The organism is Streptomyces sp. NPDC093225, assembly GCF_044753805.1.
GTDB lineage: Bacteria > Actinomycetota > Actinomycetes > Streptomycetales > Streptomycetaceae > Streptomyces.
The window spans coordinates 53,111-69,012 of the sequence record NZ_JBIVNX010000006.1; the positions used below are offsets into that span (position 1 = coordinate 53,111).

The 15,902-nt window shown below is 73.2% G+C and carries 12 protein-coding genes; 5 read left to right on the forward strand and 7 right to left on the reverse strand.

Annotated elements, in window-relative coordinates; genetic code table 11:
• Positions 1–33: 33 nt before the first annotated feature.
• The 3 genes from ACIQCH_RS08290 to ACIQCH_RS08300 all read right to left on the reverse strand — a co-directional run bounded on the left by ACIQCH_RS08290 (position 34) and on the right by ACIQCH_RS08300 (position 3,176).
• The gene (locus ACIQCH_RS08290; protein ID WP_402579244.1) at positions 34–1,584 is read right to left on the reverse strand and encodes a protein kinase; all 1,551 of its coding nucleotides are present in this window, start codon (positions 1,582–1,584) and stop codon (positions 34–36) included.
• A complete protein-coding gene (locus ACIQCH_RS08295) occupies positions 1,581–2,252 on the reverse strand; it encodes a hypothetical protein (protein WP_402579246.1) in 672 nt (223 codons plus the stop codon). The genes ACIQCH_RS08290 and ACIQCH_RS08295 overlap by 4 nt, the downstream gene beginning before the upstream one ends.
• A 213-nt stretch (positions 2,253–2,465) precedes the next feature.
• Positions 2,466–3,176, reverse strand: a complete 711-nt coding sequence (locus ACIQCH_RS08300) for an HNH endonuclease family protein (protein WP_402579248.1) — start codon at positions 3,174–3,176, stop codon at positions 2,466–2,468.
• 87 nt (positions 3,177–3,263) lie between these two features.
• Here ACIQCH_RS08300 and ACIQCH_RS08305 point away from each other — a divergent pair, with 87 nt between their 5' ends.
• Positions 3,264–3,440: an antitoxin gene (locus ACIQCH_RS08305; protein WP_402579250.1), complete on the forward strand. Its 177-nt coding sequence runs from the start codon at positions 3,264–3,266 to the stop codon at positions 3,438–3,440.
• A 155-nt stretch (positions 3,441–3,595) separates the two neighbouring features.
• On the opposite strand, the gene mfd is transcribed toward ACIQCH_RS08305, so the two are convergent.
• On the reverse strand, positions 3,596–7,126 hold the full coding sequence (gene mfd / locus ACIQCH_RS08310; protein WP_402579252.1) for a transcription-repair coupling factor: 3,531 nt from the start codon (positions 7,124–7,126) through the stop codon (positions 3,596–3,598).
• Between the two features lie 246 nt (positions 7,127–7,372).
• On the opposite strand from mfd, the gene ACIQCH_RS08315 reads away from it, so the two are divergent.
• The 3 genes from ACIQCH_RS08315 (at position 7,373) to ACIQCH_RS08325 (ending at position 9,568) form a co-directional block, all read left to right on the forward strand.
• Positions 7,373–7,630 carry a type II toxin-antitoxin system Phd/YefM family antitoxin gene (locus ACIQCH_RS08315; protein WP_402579254.1) on the forward strand — a complete coding sequence of 86 codons (258 nt, stop codon included), beginning with the start codon at positions 7,373–7,375 and terminating at the stop codon, positions 7,628–7,630.
• A complete protein-coding gene (locus ACIQCH_RS08320; RefSeq protein WP_402579256.1) occupies positions 7,627–8,001 on the forward strand; it encodes a type II toxin-antitoxin system VapC family toxin in 375 nt (124 codons plus the stop codon). Before ACIQCH_RS08315 ends, ACIQCH_RS08320 begins: the two co-directional genes overlap by 4 nt.
• A gap of 94 nt (positions 8,002–8,095) precedes the next feature.
• The gene (locus ACIQCH_RS08325) at positions 8,096–9,568 is read left to right on the forward strand and encodes a DUF2079 domain-containing protein (protein ID WP_402579258.1); all 1,473 of its coding nucleotides are present in this window, start codon (positions 8,096–8,098) and stop codon (positions 9,566–9,568) included.
• Between the two features lie 116 nt (positions 9,569–9,684).
• On the opposite strand, the gene ACIQCH_RS08330 is transcribed toward ACIQCH_RS08325, so the two are convergent.
• Positions 9,685–10,017, reverse strand: coding sequence for a hypothetical protein (locus ACIQCH_RS08330; protein WP_402579260.1), 333 nt, complete (start codon positions 10,015–10,017; stop codon positions 9,685–9,687).
• Between the two features lie 98 nt (positions 10,018–10,115).
• Between ACIQCH_RS08330 and ACIQCH_RS08335 the strand changes: the two genes are divergently transcribed.
• Positions 10,116–12,416 (forward strand): hypothetical protein, encoded by a 2,301-nt coding sequence (locus ACIQCH_RS08335; RefSeq protein ID WP_402579262.1) that lies wholly within the window; start codon positions 10,116–10,118, stop codon positions 12,414–12,416.
• A 55-nt stretch (positions 12,417–12,471) separates the two neighbouring features.
• Here the strand turns inward: ACIQCH_RS08335 and ACIQCH_RS08340 are convergent, their stop codons facing one another.
• Positions 12,472–15,048 carry an ABC transporter permease gene (locus ACIQCH_RS08340; protein ID WP_402579264.1) on the reverse strand — a complete coding sequence of 859 codons (2,577 nt, stop codon included), beginning with the start codon at positions 15,046–15,048 and terminating at the stop codon, positions 12,472–12,474.
• Positions 15,045–15,833: an ABC transporter ATP-binding protein gene (locus ACIQCH_RS08345; protein WP_402579266.1), complete on the reverse strand. Its 789-nt coding sequence runs from the start codon at positions 15,831–15,833 to the stop codon at positions 15,045–15,047. The genes ACIQCH_RS08340 and ACIQCH_RS08345 overlap by 4 nt, the downstream gene beginning before the upstream one ends.
• Between the last annotated feature and the right edge of the window lie 69 nt (positions 15,834–15,902).

Here is a 15,902-nt window from a genome sequence, read left to right on the forward strand (position 1 = left end):
AGGTCGGCCGGGCCGGCCTCCGCGCCGCACCCCCTACGGCACCTGGCTGAGCCAGTGCACGGTGTTGCGCAGTTCGGCCGCGAACGGGTGGTGGGGGCCGTGCAGGCGCTCGGCGTCGAAGAGGAGGCGGCCGAGGGTGTCGCGGGCGGCCGGGCGGTCGCCGAGGGACAGCAGCAGGTGGCCGATGCGCCGGCGGATCTCCAGCGGCAGCTCGCGGTCGGAGTTGGCGTACTGGTTCTCGAAGTACGGCAGCAGCGACCGGTATTCGGCGAGGGCGGCGGCGGCCTCGCCGAGCTGCTCCAGGCACTGGGCGATCTCGTAGCGGACCCGCAGGGCCTTGTGCTGGCCGCTGCCGGTGCCGGTGTCGGCCGCGTAGTCCTGGGCGAGCCGGCGCAGTTCGGGCAGGGCGCGCCGGTACTGGCCGTCGTCCATCAGGGTGGCCGCGTACTGCTTGCGCAGCGAGCGCACGACGGCGGAGTACTCGCCGTGCTGGGAGGCCGCCACCGGCAGCAGGTTGCCGAGCAGGTCGGCGGCCTGGGTGAGGCGGCCCTCGTCGAGCAGGCGCCGGACGTGGTCGACCTCGGCCGCGATGTCGGTGCGAGGGCGGTCGTCCGCGGGGGCGGGCTGCGCCGCGGGCGTGCTCGTGGCCGGGGCGGAGCCGGCCCGGTCGGGCCAGGGGGCGTGCGGGCGCAGGAAGGGGCGGGTCGGGTCCAGGGACTCCGCGGGCCGGCCGTGGGTGGGCAGCAGCGGGACGAGCGCCTCGTACACGTCCTGCGCCGAGGAGGGCCGGGCCTCGGGCTCCTTGGCGAGCAGCCGCAGCACGAGGGCCTCCAGCGCGGGCGGCACGTCGGGGCGCAGCTGGCGCAGCGGGACCGGCGCCTCGCTCAGGTGCCGGTGCAGCACGCCGAGGGCGGTGGCCCCGGCGAAGGGCACGCTGCCGCTGAGGAGTTCGTGCAGCAGCACGCCGAGCGCGTACAGGTCGGTGTACGGGCCGACGGCGCCGCTCAGGGCCTGCTCGGGGGCCATGTAGGCGGGGCTGCCGATGGGGACGCCGACCTGGGTGAGGCGGGTGGTGTCGGGGGCGTCCATGACGGAGGCCACGCCGAGGTCGAGGACGGTGACGGTGCCGTCGGGGCCGACCATCACGTTGCGCGGCTTGAGGTCGCGGTGGACGATCGGCACCGCGTGGACGGCGGCGAGCACCCCGCACAGCTGGGCGGCGACCGAGACCGCCCAGGTCCACGGGTACGGGCCGTGCTGGGCGAGGTGGTCGGCGAGGTCGCAGCCCTCGACGTGCTGCATGACGAGGTAGAGGTCCTCGCCGTCGCTGCCGGCGTCGTGGACGGTGACCAGGCCCGGGTGGTCGACCTGGGCGGTGACGCGGCACTCGCGGGTGAAGCGGCGGCGCATCTCCTCGGCCTCGGCGGAGCCGGCGCTGCCGCCGGAGACCTTGTCGGGGCGCAGGAGCTTGACGGCCACGCGGCGGTCGAGGCGCTGGTCGTAGCCGGTCCACACCTGGCCCATGCCGCCCTCGCCGAGGATGGTGGCGAGCTGGTAGCGGCCGGCGATGACGCGGTCGCTCACCGGCCCGACCCCTGCGGGCCGCCGTCGCGGGTCTCGTCGATGCCGGGGTGCTGGCCGCCGCTCTCGCGGCGCAGCAGCTCGCTGAGCTCGTCGAGTTCGGCGCGGACCTGGCCCAGGCGCTGCGGCTGGGGCGGTACGGGCGGCTGGTTCACCGGCGGCTGGGCGACGGGCGGCTGCTGGTTCAGCGGCGGCTGCGGCAGCGGCGCCTGGTGCGCGGGCCGGGTGGTCTGGGTGGGCGGGTAGCCGTAGCCCTGGCCGTTGTACGGCTGCTGGACGGGGGAGACCACCGGCGGCCGGGCGTACGGCGACCAGCCCGGGGCGTCGGCGCGGCCGCGGATGTCGACGTACAGGAAGTGGGCGATGGAGCCCGCGGCGGAGGCGAGCGAGCCGACCATGGCGAGGTTGCCGTACCAGGTGCTGAGGTCGTCGGTCGGGTCCTTGGCGATGAGGACCAGGAAGAGGATGTTCAGGGCGAGGACGCCGACGAACACGCCCCAGGTGCGCTGGTGGCGGGAGACGATCGCGGCCCTCAGGGTGGTGGCCCAGGAGAGGAACCCGCAGCTGAGCAGCGGCAGGACCACGAAGAGCACGCGCAGCGCCACCACGGCGCCGTCGGCGGGCCGGGCGGGGGGCGTGGGCGGCTGCTGCGGGTAGCCGGGGCCGTGCATGGACTGCTCCTGTGGGCTGGTGGGGCCTGGTCGTCGGGGCGCGGACACGCCCGGGCAGGCCTTGAGCGTATACACCGGTCCGGCCGGTGGCTCCCGGGTTGTGCGGAACCGTTGCCTGGTTGGTGCGGTGGTGACGGTACCGCCCGTAGAAGGGACGGACGGACCCGGACCGGTCCGTGGACGGTCCGGGGCCGCGCGGACGCCGTGCGGGGGTCAGCGGAAGCGGGCGGGCGGGGTGGTGGGGTTGCCGCCGGCGGGCAGCGTCTGGTCCGGGCAGCCGGCGAGGACGCGCTTCATCGCGTCCCGCTCGGCGGCCGTCACCCACAGCCCGTACTTGGCCTTCACGGCCACCTGCGCGGCCACGTAGGGGCAGCGATAAGCGCGGTTGGCCGGGAGCCAGGTCGCGGTGTCGCCGTCGCCCTTGCCCCGGTTGGCGGCCGCGTCGACGGCGACGAGGTTGAGCGGGTCGTTGGCGAACGCCACGCGCTTGCCGCGGTCCCAGCCCCGGGCGCCCTTCTGCCAGGCGTCGGAGAGGGCCACCACGTGGTCGATGTCTATGGCGGAGCGGCCGCGCGCGAACTCCAGCCGGCGGCCGGTGTACGGGTCCTCCTCCAGCACGCCGGAGGCCACCTTGCAGTGCCCGTCCTTGAAGCGCGTGCCGGTGAGGTCCCTCTTGAGGATGTCGTCGCGGGTGCCGCAGCCGTTGGCGTCGGTGTCGAGCCAGGCCGTGCCGAACGCGTCGCGGGAGTAGCCGGTCCTCGGGGCGCGGCCCTTGACGGCCAGGGCGTCCACGGCCGCGAACGCGCCCGCGGCGGCCCGGGGTCCCCGGGCCCGGTCCGTGGGTGGCGGAGTGCTCGTACAGCCCGTCAGGAGCACGGCGGAGGCCAGCAGGACGGCGGCGGACGGGGCGAGGACGCGGCGCATGGGTCCCGATCCTAGGGGGACCGCCGGCGAGCGAATCACCCCAATGGGGCGTAGCGTGACCAAAGGGGCACCGAAGGGAGTTCGTGCATGGGCATCATGGACCGGGCCAGGGAGCTGCTCCGCGGCGAGCACGGCAAGAAGCTGTCCGACGCCGCCGAGAAGCAGGTCAACGACCGGACGGGCAACAAGTACACCGAGCAGGTGGACCAGGCCCAGCAGCAGGTCGAGAAGCAGCTCGGGATCGACGACGACCCGAACAGGTAGCCCCCTCGCACGCACCGACACACGACCGCCCGCGGACCCGTCGGGGTCCGCGGGCGGTCGCACGCGGTCGCACGCGGTCGCGCGTGCCCGGCGGTGACGCCGTCACCGCCGGGGCGCTGCTCAATGCCCCGAGGCCTTCGCGACCCCGGGGTACGTCACGACCCCAGGATCTGGGCCAGGAACTCGCCCGTCCACGCCAGCAGTTCCCGCCCGACCAGCGGCTTGCCGCCGATCTTCCCGGCCTTCGGCCGCGGTACGAGCACCTGCGAGGCGGCCGCCTTGATGACCGACCCCGGGTAGAGCCGCTTCAGGCGCAGCTCCTGGGACTCCCTCAACTCCACCGGCGAGAAGCGGATGTTGTTGCCCTGGAGGGTGATGTCGCCGACCCCGCAGGCCCGGGCCAGCATCCGCAGCCCGGCGACCAGCAGCAGGTTCTCCACCGGCTCGGGCAGCTTGCCGTAGCGGTCGGTGAGCTCCTCGCGGACCGCCGTGACGTCGTCCTCGGAGCTCGCGGAGGCGATGGCCCGGTAGGCCTGGAGGCGCAGCTGCTCGCCGGGCGCGTAGTCGTGCGGGACGTGCGCGTCCACCGGCAGCTCGATCTTGACCTCCAGCGGCGGCTCCTCCTCCACCCCGCCCTCGAGGGACGCCCGGTAGTCGGCCACGGCCTCGCCGACCATCCGCACGTACAGGTCGAAGCCGACGCCGGCGATGTGGCCGGACTGCTCGCCGCCGAGCAGGTTGCCGGCGCCGCGGATCTCCAGGTCCTTCATGGCCACGTACATGCCGGCGCCCATCTCGGTGTGCTGGGCGATGGTGGCGAGCCGCTCGTGCGCGGTCTCCGTCAGCGGCTTCTCCGGCGGGTAGAGGAAGTACGCGTACCCGCGCTCGCGGCCACGGCCCACGCGGCCGCGCAGCTGGTGCAGCTGCGAGAGGCCGAAGGTGTCGCCGCGCTCGACGATGAGGGTGTTGGCGTTGGAGATGTCGATACCGGACTCGACGATCGTCGTGGAGACCAGGACGTCGAACTTCTTCTCCCAGAAGTCGACGACCACCTGCTCCAGCTGGCTCTCGCCCATCTGCCCGTGCGCGGTGGCCACCCGCGCCTCGGGCACGATCTCGCGCAGCCGGGCGGCGGCCCGGTCGATGGACTCGACGCGGTTGTGGATGTAGAAGACCTGTCCCTCGCGCAGGAGTTCGCGGCGGACGGCCGCGCCGATCTGCTTCTCCTCGTACGGGCCGACGAAGGTGAGCACCGGGTGGCGCTCCTCCGGCGGGGTGGTGATCGTCGACATCTCGCGGATGCCGGTGACCGCCATCTCCAGGGTGCGCGGGATCGGGGTGGCCGACATGGTCAGCACGTCGACGTTGGCGCGCAGCTTCTTCAGCTGCTCCTTGTGCTCGACGCCGAAGCGCTGCTCCTCGTCGACGATGACCAGGCCCAGGTCCTTGAACTTCGTCTCGGAGGAGAAGAGGCGGTGGGTGCCGATGACCACGTCCACCGAGCCCTCCTTCAGCCCCTCCAGGGTGGCCTTGGCCTCGGTGTCGGTCTGGAAGCGGGACAGCGCCTTCACGTTGACCGGGAACTGGCTGTAGCGCTCCGAGAAGGTGCCGAAGTGCTGCTGCACCAGCAGCGTCGTCGGGACCAGGACGGCGACCTGCTTGCCGTCCTGGACGGCCTTGAAGGCCGCGCGGACGGCGATCTCGGTCTTGCCGTAGCCGACGTCGCCGCAGATCAGGCGGTCCATGGGGACCGACTTCTCCATGTCCTCCTTCACCTCGGCGATGGTGGACAGCTGGTCGGGGGTCTCGGCGTACGGGAAGGCGTCCTCCAGCTCCCGCTGCCAGGGGGTGTCCGGTCCGAAGGTGTGCCCCGGGGCGGCCATGCGGGCGCTGTACAGCTTGATGAGGTCGGCCGCGATCTCCTTGACGGCCTTCTTCGCCTTCTGCTTGGTCTTGGTCCAGTCGGCGCCGCCGAGCCGGTGCAGGGTGGGCGCCTCGCCGCCGACGTACTTGGTGACCTGCTCCAGCTGGTCGGTGGGGATGTAGAGGCGGTCGCCCGGCTGGCCGCGCTTGGCGGGGGCGTACTCGACGAGCAGGTACTCGCGGGTGGCGCCCTGGACCGTGCGCTGGACCATCTCCAGGTAGCGGCCGACGCCGTGCTGCTCGTGGACGATGTAGTCGCCGGCCTGGAGGGTCAGCGGGTCGATGGTCTTGCGGCGGCGGGCCGGCATCCGGCCGAGGTCCTTGGTGGCGGTGCGCTGGCCGGTCAGGTCGGTCTCGGTGAGCACCGCGACCTTCAGGCCGGGGTCGACGAAGCCGCTGTCGATCGCGCCGCACGCGACGTGCACCACGGAGGGCTGGATGCCGTCGAGGTCGGCCTCGAGGCGGGCGGGGATGCCCTCGCCGCCGAGCACCTCGACGGTGCGGGAGGCGGGGCCGTGGCCCTCGGTGACGTAGACGGTGCGCCAGCCGTCGGTGAGCCAGCCCTTGGTGTCGGCGAGCGCCCGGGCGGTGTCGCCGCGGTAGGTCTCGGGGGCGTGCATGCCGAGCTTCAGCGTCTCGTCGGACAGTTCCTCGTCGGCGGCGAACGGGGAGACCGACCACCACATGACGCCGAGCTCGCGGGCCCGGTCGCGGACGTCCGCGATGCCCCACAGGCTCGCCGCGCCGACGTCGATGGGCGCCTCGCCGCCCCCCGCGGTCGCCGCCCACGAGGCCTGGAGGAACTCCTGGCTGGTGGCGACCAGGTCGGTGGCCCGGGTGCGGACGCGCTCGGGGTCGCAGACCACGGCCATGGCGCCCTCGGGGAGCACGTCGAGCAGCAGCTCCATGTCGTCGACCAGGACGGGTGCGAGGGACTCCATGCCCTCGACGGCGATGCCCTCGGCGATCTTGCCGAGGAGTTCGCCCAGCTCGGGGTGGGCCTCGGCGAGTGCGGCGGCGCGCTCCCGGACCTCGGGGGTGAGCAGCAGCTCGCGGCAGGGCGGGGCCCACAGGCCGTGCTCGGCGATCTCCAGGGAGCGCTGGTCGGCGACCTTGAAGTAACGGATCTCCTCGACCTCGTCGCCCCAGAACTCGATGCGGAGCGGGTGCTCCTCGGTGGGCGGGAACACGTCGAGGATGCCGCCGCGCACGGCGAACTCGCCGCGCTTCTCCACCAGCTCCACGCGCGCGTACGCGGCCGCCGCCAGCGCCTCGGTGACCTCGCCGAGGTCGACCCCCTGCCCCTGCCGCAGCGCGACGGGCACGAGGTCGCCCAGGCCCTTGACCTGCGGCTGGAGCACGGACCGTACGGGCGCCACGACGACGCTCACCGGCCCGGCGGCCGGGTCGTCCTTGGAGGGGTGCGCCAGGCGTCGGAGCACGGCCAGGCGGCGGCCCACGGTGTCGCTGCGGGGGCTCAGGCGTTCGTGGGGCAGGGTCTCCCAGGAGGGGAAGTCCACGACCTCGTCGGGCGGCAGCAGGGAGCGCAGGGCGGCGGCCAGGTCCTCGGCCTCGCGGCCGGTGGCGGTCACGGCGAGCACCGTGCGGCCGGCGCTGCGGGCCAGGGCGGCGATGGCGAAGGGCCGCGCGGCGGGCGGGCCGACCAGGTCCACGTGCATCCGGTGGCCGTCCGCGGCCGCCTTGACGGCCTCGCCGAGCGCGGGGTCCTGGATGACGGCGTCGAGCAGACCGTGCAGGCTCATGAAAGGGCTTTCCGTCCGGTGTGTCCGAGAGTGGGGAACTGTCCGAGAAATGGGCAACGCGAAGGACCCGACACGTCTCACGGGCCGGGGGTGCCGGCTGCGCCGGCGCGCTCCCAGCGTACGCCCGGGGGCGATCACCCGCGCGAGGGATTGCGGTCACTCAGGGGGTGAGGGAGCTGGTCGCCGCCACCCCTCCCTGGCTAGCCTAAGTCCAGCACCTAGTCCATCCCTCGCTGCGAGGTCGCGATGGAAGCCGCCCGGCAGTACAACGTCCACGAGGCGAAGACGCACTTCTCCAAGATCCTCGAAATCGTCGCCACCGGCGAAGAAGTGATCATCAGCAAGTCCGGCGAGCCGGTCGCGAAGGTGATCCCGCTCCCGCACAAGGTCCGCCGAACGGCGCGGGGGTCCTTGACCGAGCCCGTACTCCTCCACGACGACTTCGACGACATGTCCGACGACTCCGGGTTCGCCGAGGCCTTCGGACTGGGAGACGACGAGTGAAGCTCCTCGCCGACACCCACGTCGTCCTGTGGTGGCTGCTGGACTCCCCCCAGCTCTCGGACGAGATCAAGGACCTCCTCGACACGGAGTCGCTGGCCCATGTGAGTGCCGTGACGCCGTGGGAGCTGACGGTCAAGCAGGCCCTGGGGAAGCTGGAGGGGCCTGAGGACCTGCCGGAACGGGCACGGGACTGCCAGCTCAGGCCGCTGCCGATCACCGGCCATCACGGCATCCGCGCGGCACAGCTCCCCTTCCACCACCGAGACCCGTTCGACCGGATGCTGATCGCTCAGGCGCAGACCGAGGGCCTCACCCTCGTGACCCGGGACAAGTCCATCCCTCTGTACGACGTGCCCGTCATGCCGGTGTGAGGGGGGGCGGCAACCTCTGCCGTCGGTGACCCGTCCTAAGGTCGGAGGGGCCGGTTTGCCGGGATCCGGCCCGATGACCCCAGGAACCACCGCCATGACGACACCGCCGCGCACCACCGCGCCGGCCACGCCCGCCGACCCCACGGCCGCCCCGCCGCCGGGGCCGGGCTTCCGCATACCCCGGCCCCGCGGGGGCGGAGCGGGTCCGGCTCCCGCGCGGGCGCGCCGGGACTGGGTCCCGTACGCGCTGGCCGGGGTGCTGTTCGTCGCGTACGCCCTGCAGTCCCTGCTCCGCTACCGGCGGATGGAGACCCTTTCCTGGGACCTCGGGATCTTCACGCAGGCCATCAGCGGCTACGCGCACCTCCAGGCGCCCGTGGCCGATCTCAAGGGCCCCGGCAGCCACATCCTCGGCGACCACTTCAGCCCGATCACGGCGCTGCTCGCGCCGTTCTACCGGCTCTTCCCCTCCCCCGTGACCCTGCTGGTGGCGCAGGCCCTGCTGTTCGCGCTCGCCGCGGTCCCGGTCACCCGGGCCGCGACCCGGCTGCTGGGGCGGGCCCGGGGGCTGGCGATCGGGGCGGCCTTCGGGCTGTCCTGGGGCGTCCAGCGGGCCGTCGACTTCGACTTCCACGAGATCTGCTTCGCGGTCCCGCTGATCGCCTTCTCCCTGGAGGCGCTGCTGGCCCGCCGCTGGAAGGCGGCGCTGTGGTGGGCGCTGCCGCTGTGCCTGGTCAAGGAGGACCTCGGCGTCACCACGGCCGCGATCGCCCTGGTCGTGGCGTACCGGGTCCTCCGCACGTCCTCCCGGACCGCGGGCTGGGCGCTGCTGACGGCGGCGCTGGGGCTGCTGGTGTCCGTGCTCGCGTTCACCGTCGTCATCCCGGCCTTCAACACCTCCGGCGGCTACGGCTACTGGGACAAGCTCGGCGAGGGCGGGCCCCTGGACGGCTGGGACACCAAGGTCCGCACGCTGCTGTGGATCCTCGTGCCCACCACCGGCCTGCTCGCCCTGCGCTCGCCGCTGGTGCTGGCGGCGCTGCCGACGATCGGCTGGCGGTTCCTCTCCCACGACGACCACTACTGGTCCACCGACTGGCACTACAGCGCGGTGCTGATGCCGGTGCTGGTGCTGGCGCTGGCCGACGCGATCGACCTGACCCGCCGCAGCCCCCGGCCGTGGCTGCGCTCGTACGCCCTCCAGCTGCCCACCGCCGTCGCCGCGGCCGCGCTCGCCCTGACCCCGTACCAGCCGCTGTCGGCGCTGACCGACCCGGCGACGTACCGCAGGAGCGAGAAGGTGGCCCGGGTCGAGGAGCTCCTGGCCCGGATCCCGGACGGGGCGAGCGTCGAGTCGGACGTCGGCCCGATAGCGCGCCTGGTATCGCGCTGCCGGGTCTTCTGGGTGGGCGGCACCAAGGGCGTGGTACCGGACTGGATCGCGCTGGACAACGGCGACGGCTGGGCCGGCCCGCCGGTCGAGTACGCGAAGAAGCTCCACCCGCACGCCCGCTACACCCTGGTGGACCGCACCGACGGGTACGTCCTGCTCAAGCGCGCCGACTGAGCGGACGGGGGCCGCGACCGCTCCGTCCGGTCCTTCCCGGGCAGCGGGCAGCGGGCAGCGGGCAGCGGGCAGCGGGCAGCGGGCAGCGGGCAGCGGGCAGCGGGCAGCGGGCAGGTCTACCCGGTCTGCTCCTGGTTGACGTCTCCCGCGACCCTGAGCCGCCTCGCGGCCTGCTCCCCGGGCCCGGCCATCCGCTGCGTCACCGAGCCGCCGTCGACCTCGAGGTCCTCGAGGTCCTGGCGACGGCCGGCGCCGGGGCTCCCGGAAGCCGTCCGGTCCGCCGCCGTCAGCCACGCCTGCAGGGCGGCACCCACGAGGACCACCACGGCCGTGCAGAGCCACCAGGCCAGCGTCCACTTCTGCGTGAGCATGCCGGTCGTCACGTTCACGACGGCCCCGACCACGATCGTCCCGGCGGCCGCCAGCATGCGCCTTCGCACCATTGTCATCACGCAACTCCCCCTGGTTTACGTAGCATTGCCAGCCGGATCCACGCTCCGGCCACTTGTACCACGGGGGGACGCGCATGCGCGGTGGATGGAAGCAAGTGCTCAAGGACGTGGAGGCCGAGCGTGTCTTCCAAACCCAGATCCACATCACGAACGGCGAGGTCGTCTCCGACACCGACCGCGCCGCACACGAGCTCCGCCGCGCCGTCCGCGGCCGCCTCCACACCGAGATCGCCCGGCTGAGGCTGGAGCACCCCGGCCGGATCCCGGTCCGCTTCTCCCCCACCGGACGGCCGGTCCGGGCGCCGGAGCGGGCGCTCGGCGTCGACGCCGGGAGCCTGCCGCTGTCCGGCGACGTGGACCAGGTGCCGGAGTTCCTGCGGAGCCTGCCCCGGCGCCAGCTCGTCGTGCTGGGGCCGCCGGGCGCCGGCAAGAGCGTCCTCGCGCTGCTGCTGGCCTGGGACCTCCTCAAGACGTGGCAGCCGGGCGAGCCGGTGCCCCTGCTCCTCTCCCTGTCCTCCTGGCGGCCGACCGTCGGGCTGCGGGAGTGGATGGCCCAGCGCATCCGGGAGCTCGGCGCGGGCGGCGGCCGGTCCGGCCCCCGCCCCGGCAGGCGCCGCGCCCGTGCGGACACCGCGCGGGCGCTCCTCGACGAGAACCGGGTGATGCCCGTCCTCGACGGCCTGGACGAGCTGCCCCCGGCGCTGCACGCCGCCGCGGTCGAGGCGATCGACGCGGCCGTCACCGACGGGCTCCCGCTGCTGGTCACCTGCCGGGGGGACGAGTACGAGACGAGCGTGCGCGAGAGCGGCCGCCACCTCACCCGGGCGGCCGTCGTGGAACTCGACCGCGTGGCGCCGCGGGACGCGATCGCCTACCTCGAGCAGTCGGTGGTGGCCGGTGACCGCCGCTGGGACCCCGTCTTCGAAGCCCTGCACGGCACACCCGGCTCGCCCCTGGCCACCGCCCTGTCCTCGCCGTTGATGCTGTACCTGGCCCGCACGGCCTACCAGGCGGGTTCGACCGACCCCGGGGAGCTGCTGGACGAGGAGAGGTTCGGGCAGCCGGAGAAGATCGAGTCGCACCTGCTCGCGGTGTACCTCCCGGCCGTCTGCGCCGACCTCGCCGCCGCGGTCCCCCGCCTGGCCCCGGCCCGGGCCCGGCGCTACCTGGCCACCGTCGCCGGCCAGATGCGGCGCGACGAGACGTTCGACTTCGCCTGGTGGCAGGTCCACTCCGAGGTCACCGGCTGCGTGCTGGGGGCCCTGTTCGCCTGCTCGTACGGCTGGTTCCTCTATCTGCTGTTCGGCGCGCGGGAGACGCTGTTCATCACGATGTTCTGCGGCCTGGGCGGCACCGGCGTGCACTTCGTCGTCCGGCACACGCTGACCCAGGCGTACGTCACCGAGGACGTCCTGCGCGGTCCGCGGGGCGTGCTCCGCCAGTACGCGCTCATCGGCGCCCTGTCGGCCCTGGCCGTGGGGGCGTTCATGGGGGCGGCCGTGGGCGGCTGGCTGCGGTTCGTGCTGGGTGCGACGCCCTGGGAGGCCTTCGGCTTCGGGGCGCGCGTCGGCGCGGTCAGCGGCGTCGTCACCCTGATCGGGTCGGCCTGGGGCACGTACCAGGTGTCCCGTACGTGGCTCTGGCTGACGGGCCGGCTGCCCTGGCGGTTCTGGGAGTTCCTCGGCACCGCCCACGAGCTGGGTGTGCTGCGGCAGACCGGTGCGGTCCACCGGTTCCGTCACCACCGGGTCCAGGAGCAGCTGAGCGGCGGGCCCACGCCGGCGCACCGCTCGGTCTACCGCGGAAAGACGGCCGCACGGCGCTGGAGGTACCTGCTGCCGGTGCTGCCCAGTGCCTTCCAGGCCCTGCTGGCGCTGATGCTGCTGTTCGCCGTCGACCACGTCACCACCGGCGACGGGCCGGTCGACCTGCTGTCGTTCCGCTCCGGGGACCGGCCGGACATCGAGCCCCCGCTCTGCGAGGGCTACTGCTCGAGGGCCAACGACGTCTGGTGGTGGCAGCTGCCGCCGGGCGCGTCCCGCCGCGCGACGCTGGAACTGCCCGAGTCCGACGAACGCTCCCTCACGGGCTGGAGCGGCTTGGTGGGAGCCGGCGGCTGCCCCGGGGCGGCCGTGGAGGTGACGCTGCGGATGGGCGATCGTCCGGCGGCGCCGTTCGTCCTGCCGAACGACGACGGGCCGCGGGTCGGGCTGGGGCCGAAGGCGCCGTTTCCCGCACCCGTCCCGCAGACGGACGCCCCGGCCACCCTCACCTTGCGCAGGCTGGACCGGGAACCGTGCGAGCTCGCGTTCTCGTGGGCGCAGGTGGGTGTGCACCGGGACGGCCTGGAGCTGGCGAGGCGGCGCTTCGGCATCGAACGGCCCGGGGAGCCGTGAGACGGGCGGCGGCCCCGTACGGCCCCCGCCCGTCCCCGCCCTCACAGAGGGCCCGTCACTCGCTCGCGATGGCGTTCAGCACGTTCATCCGACCGGCCCGGAAGGCCGGCACCAGGGCGGCGAACAGGCCCACGAACGCCGAGCCCACGAAGACCGTGAGGATCGTCGGCCACGGGATCTCCAGGACCTGCAGGCCCTCCAGCGCCAGCAGCTTCTGCGCGGCCGCGCCCCAGCCCATGCCGAGCCCGAGGCCCAGCAGCGCGCCGAAGAGGGCGATGACCACCGACTCCAGCCGGATCATGCGGCGCAGCTGGCGGCGGGAGAGGCCGATGGCGCGCATCAGGCCGATCTCGCGGGTCCGCTCGACCACCGACAGGGCCAGGGTGTTCACCACACCGAGCACCGCGACGATGATCGCGAGGGCGAGCAGGCCGTAGACCATGTTGAGCAGCTGGCCCACCTGGTCCTTGAGGGTCTGCTTGTAGTCGGTCTGGTCGAGCACCTTGTACTGCGGGTACGCGGCCAGTTCGTGCTTGAGCGCGGTGTACGCCGCGTCCGCCTGCCCGTCCTGCGCCTTGGCCAGCAGCATGAAGGGGCGGGGCAGCCGGTCGGCCGGGACGTTCGCCTCGGCGGTCGCGGTGCTGACGTACATGACGCCCTTGTCGAGGTTGCCCTCGTCGGTGGTGATGGCGGCGACCCTCAGCGAGGTGGTCCGGCCGTCCTTGAAGGCGACCTTGAGGGTGTCGCCGGCCTTGATCCCGTACTGGGTGGCGTAGTCCGAGCCGACCGACATCGCGCCGGGGCCGTAGGCGTCCTGGTGGGCGCCCGCGGTCATCTTGCGGCGGACGTCCTGCGGGTACGTCGGGTCGGTGACGCTGAGCTCTTCCTCGGCCGTGTGTCCGCGCGGGGTGGTGACGGTCGCTTCGAGGCCGCGGTAGGCGGTGACGTGGTCGAGGCCCTTGGTGGCCCGTACGGCCTTCTCGGTCTGCGGCATGAGCGGCTGGCCGGCGGGCGACTGGATGATGAAGTCCGCGCCCACCGAGCGGTCGAGCTCGTCGGTGGCGGAGGCCACCATGGAGGAGCCGACCACCGACAGGCAGGCCACCAGCGCCAGGCCGATCATCAGGGCGGCGGCGGTGGCTCCGGTACGGCGCGGGTTGCGCAGCGCGTTGCGCTCGGCGAGCCGGCCGACGGAACCGAAGGGCTTGAGGACCACGCTCGACACCGCCTTGACGACGACGCCGGCCAGCAGCGGGCCGATGACGATGAACCCGATGAGGCTGAGCACCACGCCCAGGCCGAGCCAGAGGGAGCCCTGGGCCGCCTCGTCGGCGGCCGCGGCGGCGAACAGGGCCGCGCCGCCGGCGCCGGTGAGGACCAGGCCGATCAGACCGCGCACCCAGCCGGCCTTGCGGTCGCCGGGGGTGCCGGCGTCGCGCAGGGCGGCCATCGGGGAGACCTTGCCGGCCCGGCGGGCGGGCAGGTAGGCGGCGAGGACCGTGACGACCACGCCGAGGGCCAGGCCGATGACCGGGGTGGTCCACAGGACCGTGAGGTCGTCGGTGGACAGGTTCATGCCCATCTGGCCCATGAGCTTCATCAGGACGACGGCCAGGCCGACACCCGCGCCGACGCCCAGGACCGAGCCGAACACGCCGAGCAGCAGGGCCTCGACGAGCACGGAGCGGTTGACCTGGTCGCGGCCGGCGCCGATGGCGCGCATCAGGCCGATCTCGCGGGTGCGCTGGGCGACCAGCATCGAGAACGTGTTGAAGATCAGGAAGATGCCGACGAGGAAGGCGATGCCGGCGAAGCCGAGCATCACGTACTTCATGACGTCGAGGAACGAGCCGACGTCCTTGCGGCCGGCGTCGGCGGCCTCGGCGGCGGTCTGGAGCTTGTAGCTCCCGGCGCCCAGCGCCCGGTCGACGTCCCGCTTGAGCTGCTCGTCGGTGACGCCGTCCTTGGCGGTGACGTTGACGTTGGTGAACCGGTCGGGGCCGCCGAGCAGTTCGCGCTGGGCGGTGGCGGTGTCGAGGTAGACGAGGGTGGCGCCGGGGTTGGTCACCTTGAAGGTGGCGATGCCGGAGATCCGGGCGCGGAAGTCACCGGTGACGGCGATCGTGCGGATCTCGTCACCGAGCGCGAGGTGGTGCTTGTCGGCGGTGTCGGCGTCGACCATCACCTCGGTGGGGCCGCGCGGGGCGTGCCCGGAGCTGACCTCCATCGAGCGCAGCTCCTGGTCGTTCCAGCTGGCGGCGATGGTGGGGGCGCCGGTGCTGGAGCCCAGGTTCTCGTTGCGGGCGTCGACGACGGTGACGGCCAGCGACACGACGCTGCCCTCGGCCGACTTGGCCCCGGGGGCCGCGGCGGCCTTGGCGACGACCGCGCCGGGGATCGTGTCGGGGCGGCCGCGGCGCATGCTCTCCTCGTCGCCGGCGGCGGCCTTGGCGGAGACGGTCACGTCCGCGGCCGTGGTCGCGAACAGCTTGTCGAACGTGGCGTTCATCGTGTCCGTGAAGACCAGCGTTCCACAGACGAAGGCGACGGACAGCAGTACCGCGATGCCCGACAGGGCCATGCGGCCCTTGTGGGCGAGGAAGCTGCGCAGCGAGGTCTTGAGGACGGTCACGACGTCCGCCCCCGGGCGTCGAAGTCCTTCATCCGGTCCAGCACCTGTTCGGCGGTGGGCGCGTGCATCTCGTCCACGATCCGGCCGTCGGCCAGGTAGAGCACCCGGTCCGCGTAGGAGGCGGCGACCGGGTCGTGGGTGACCATGACGATGGTCTGGCCGAGTTCGTCGACCGAGCGGCGCAGGAAGCCGAGGACCTCGGCGCCGGCCCGGGAGTCGAGGTTTCCGGTGGGCTCGTCCCCGAAGATGATCTCGGGGCGGGCGGCGAGCGCCCGGGCCACCGCCACGCGCTGCTGCTGGCCGCCGGAGAGCTGGGTGGGACGGTGCTTGAGGCGCCCGGCGAGGCCGACGGTCTCCACGACCCGGTCCAGCCACTCCCGGTTCGGCTTGCGGCCGGCGATGTCCATGGGGAGCGTGATGTTCTCGAGCGCGTTGAGCGTGGGGAGCAGGTTGAACGCCTGGAAGATGAAGCCGATCCGGTCCCGGCGGAGCTGCGTGAGCTTCTTGTCCTTCAGGCCGGTGATCTCGGTCTCGTCCAGGTAGATCTTGCCCCCGGTCACGGTGTCCAGGCCGGCCAGGCAGTGCATCAACGTGGACTTGCCCGAGCCGGACGGGCCCATGATGGCGGTGAACTGGCCGCGCGCGATGTCCACGTCGACGTGGTCGAGGGCGACGACGCGGGTCTCGCCCGCGCCGTACGCCTTGACGACCTGCCGAGCCCGCGCCGCCACGGCAGACCTTCCGTCCGTACCCCCGTGCCGGGGAATGGTCACAGCCGATGTCACGGTTCTTCTCCTCTGTCGCACTGTCTGCCTCGGACCCACCGGGCTTCTTCCGGTCACGAGTCTCTGTCC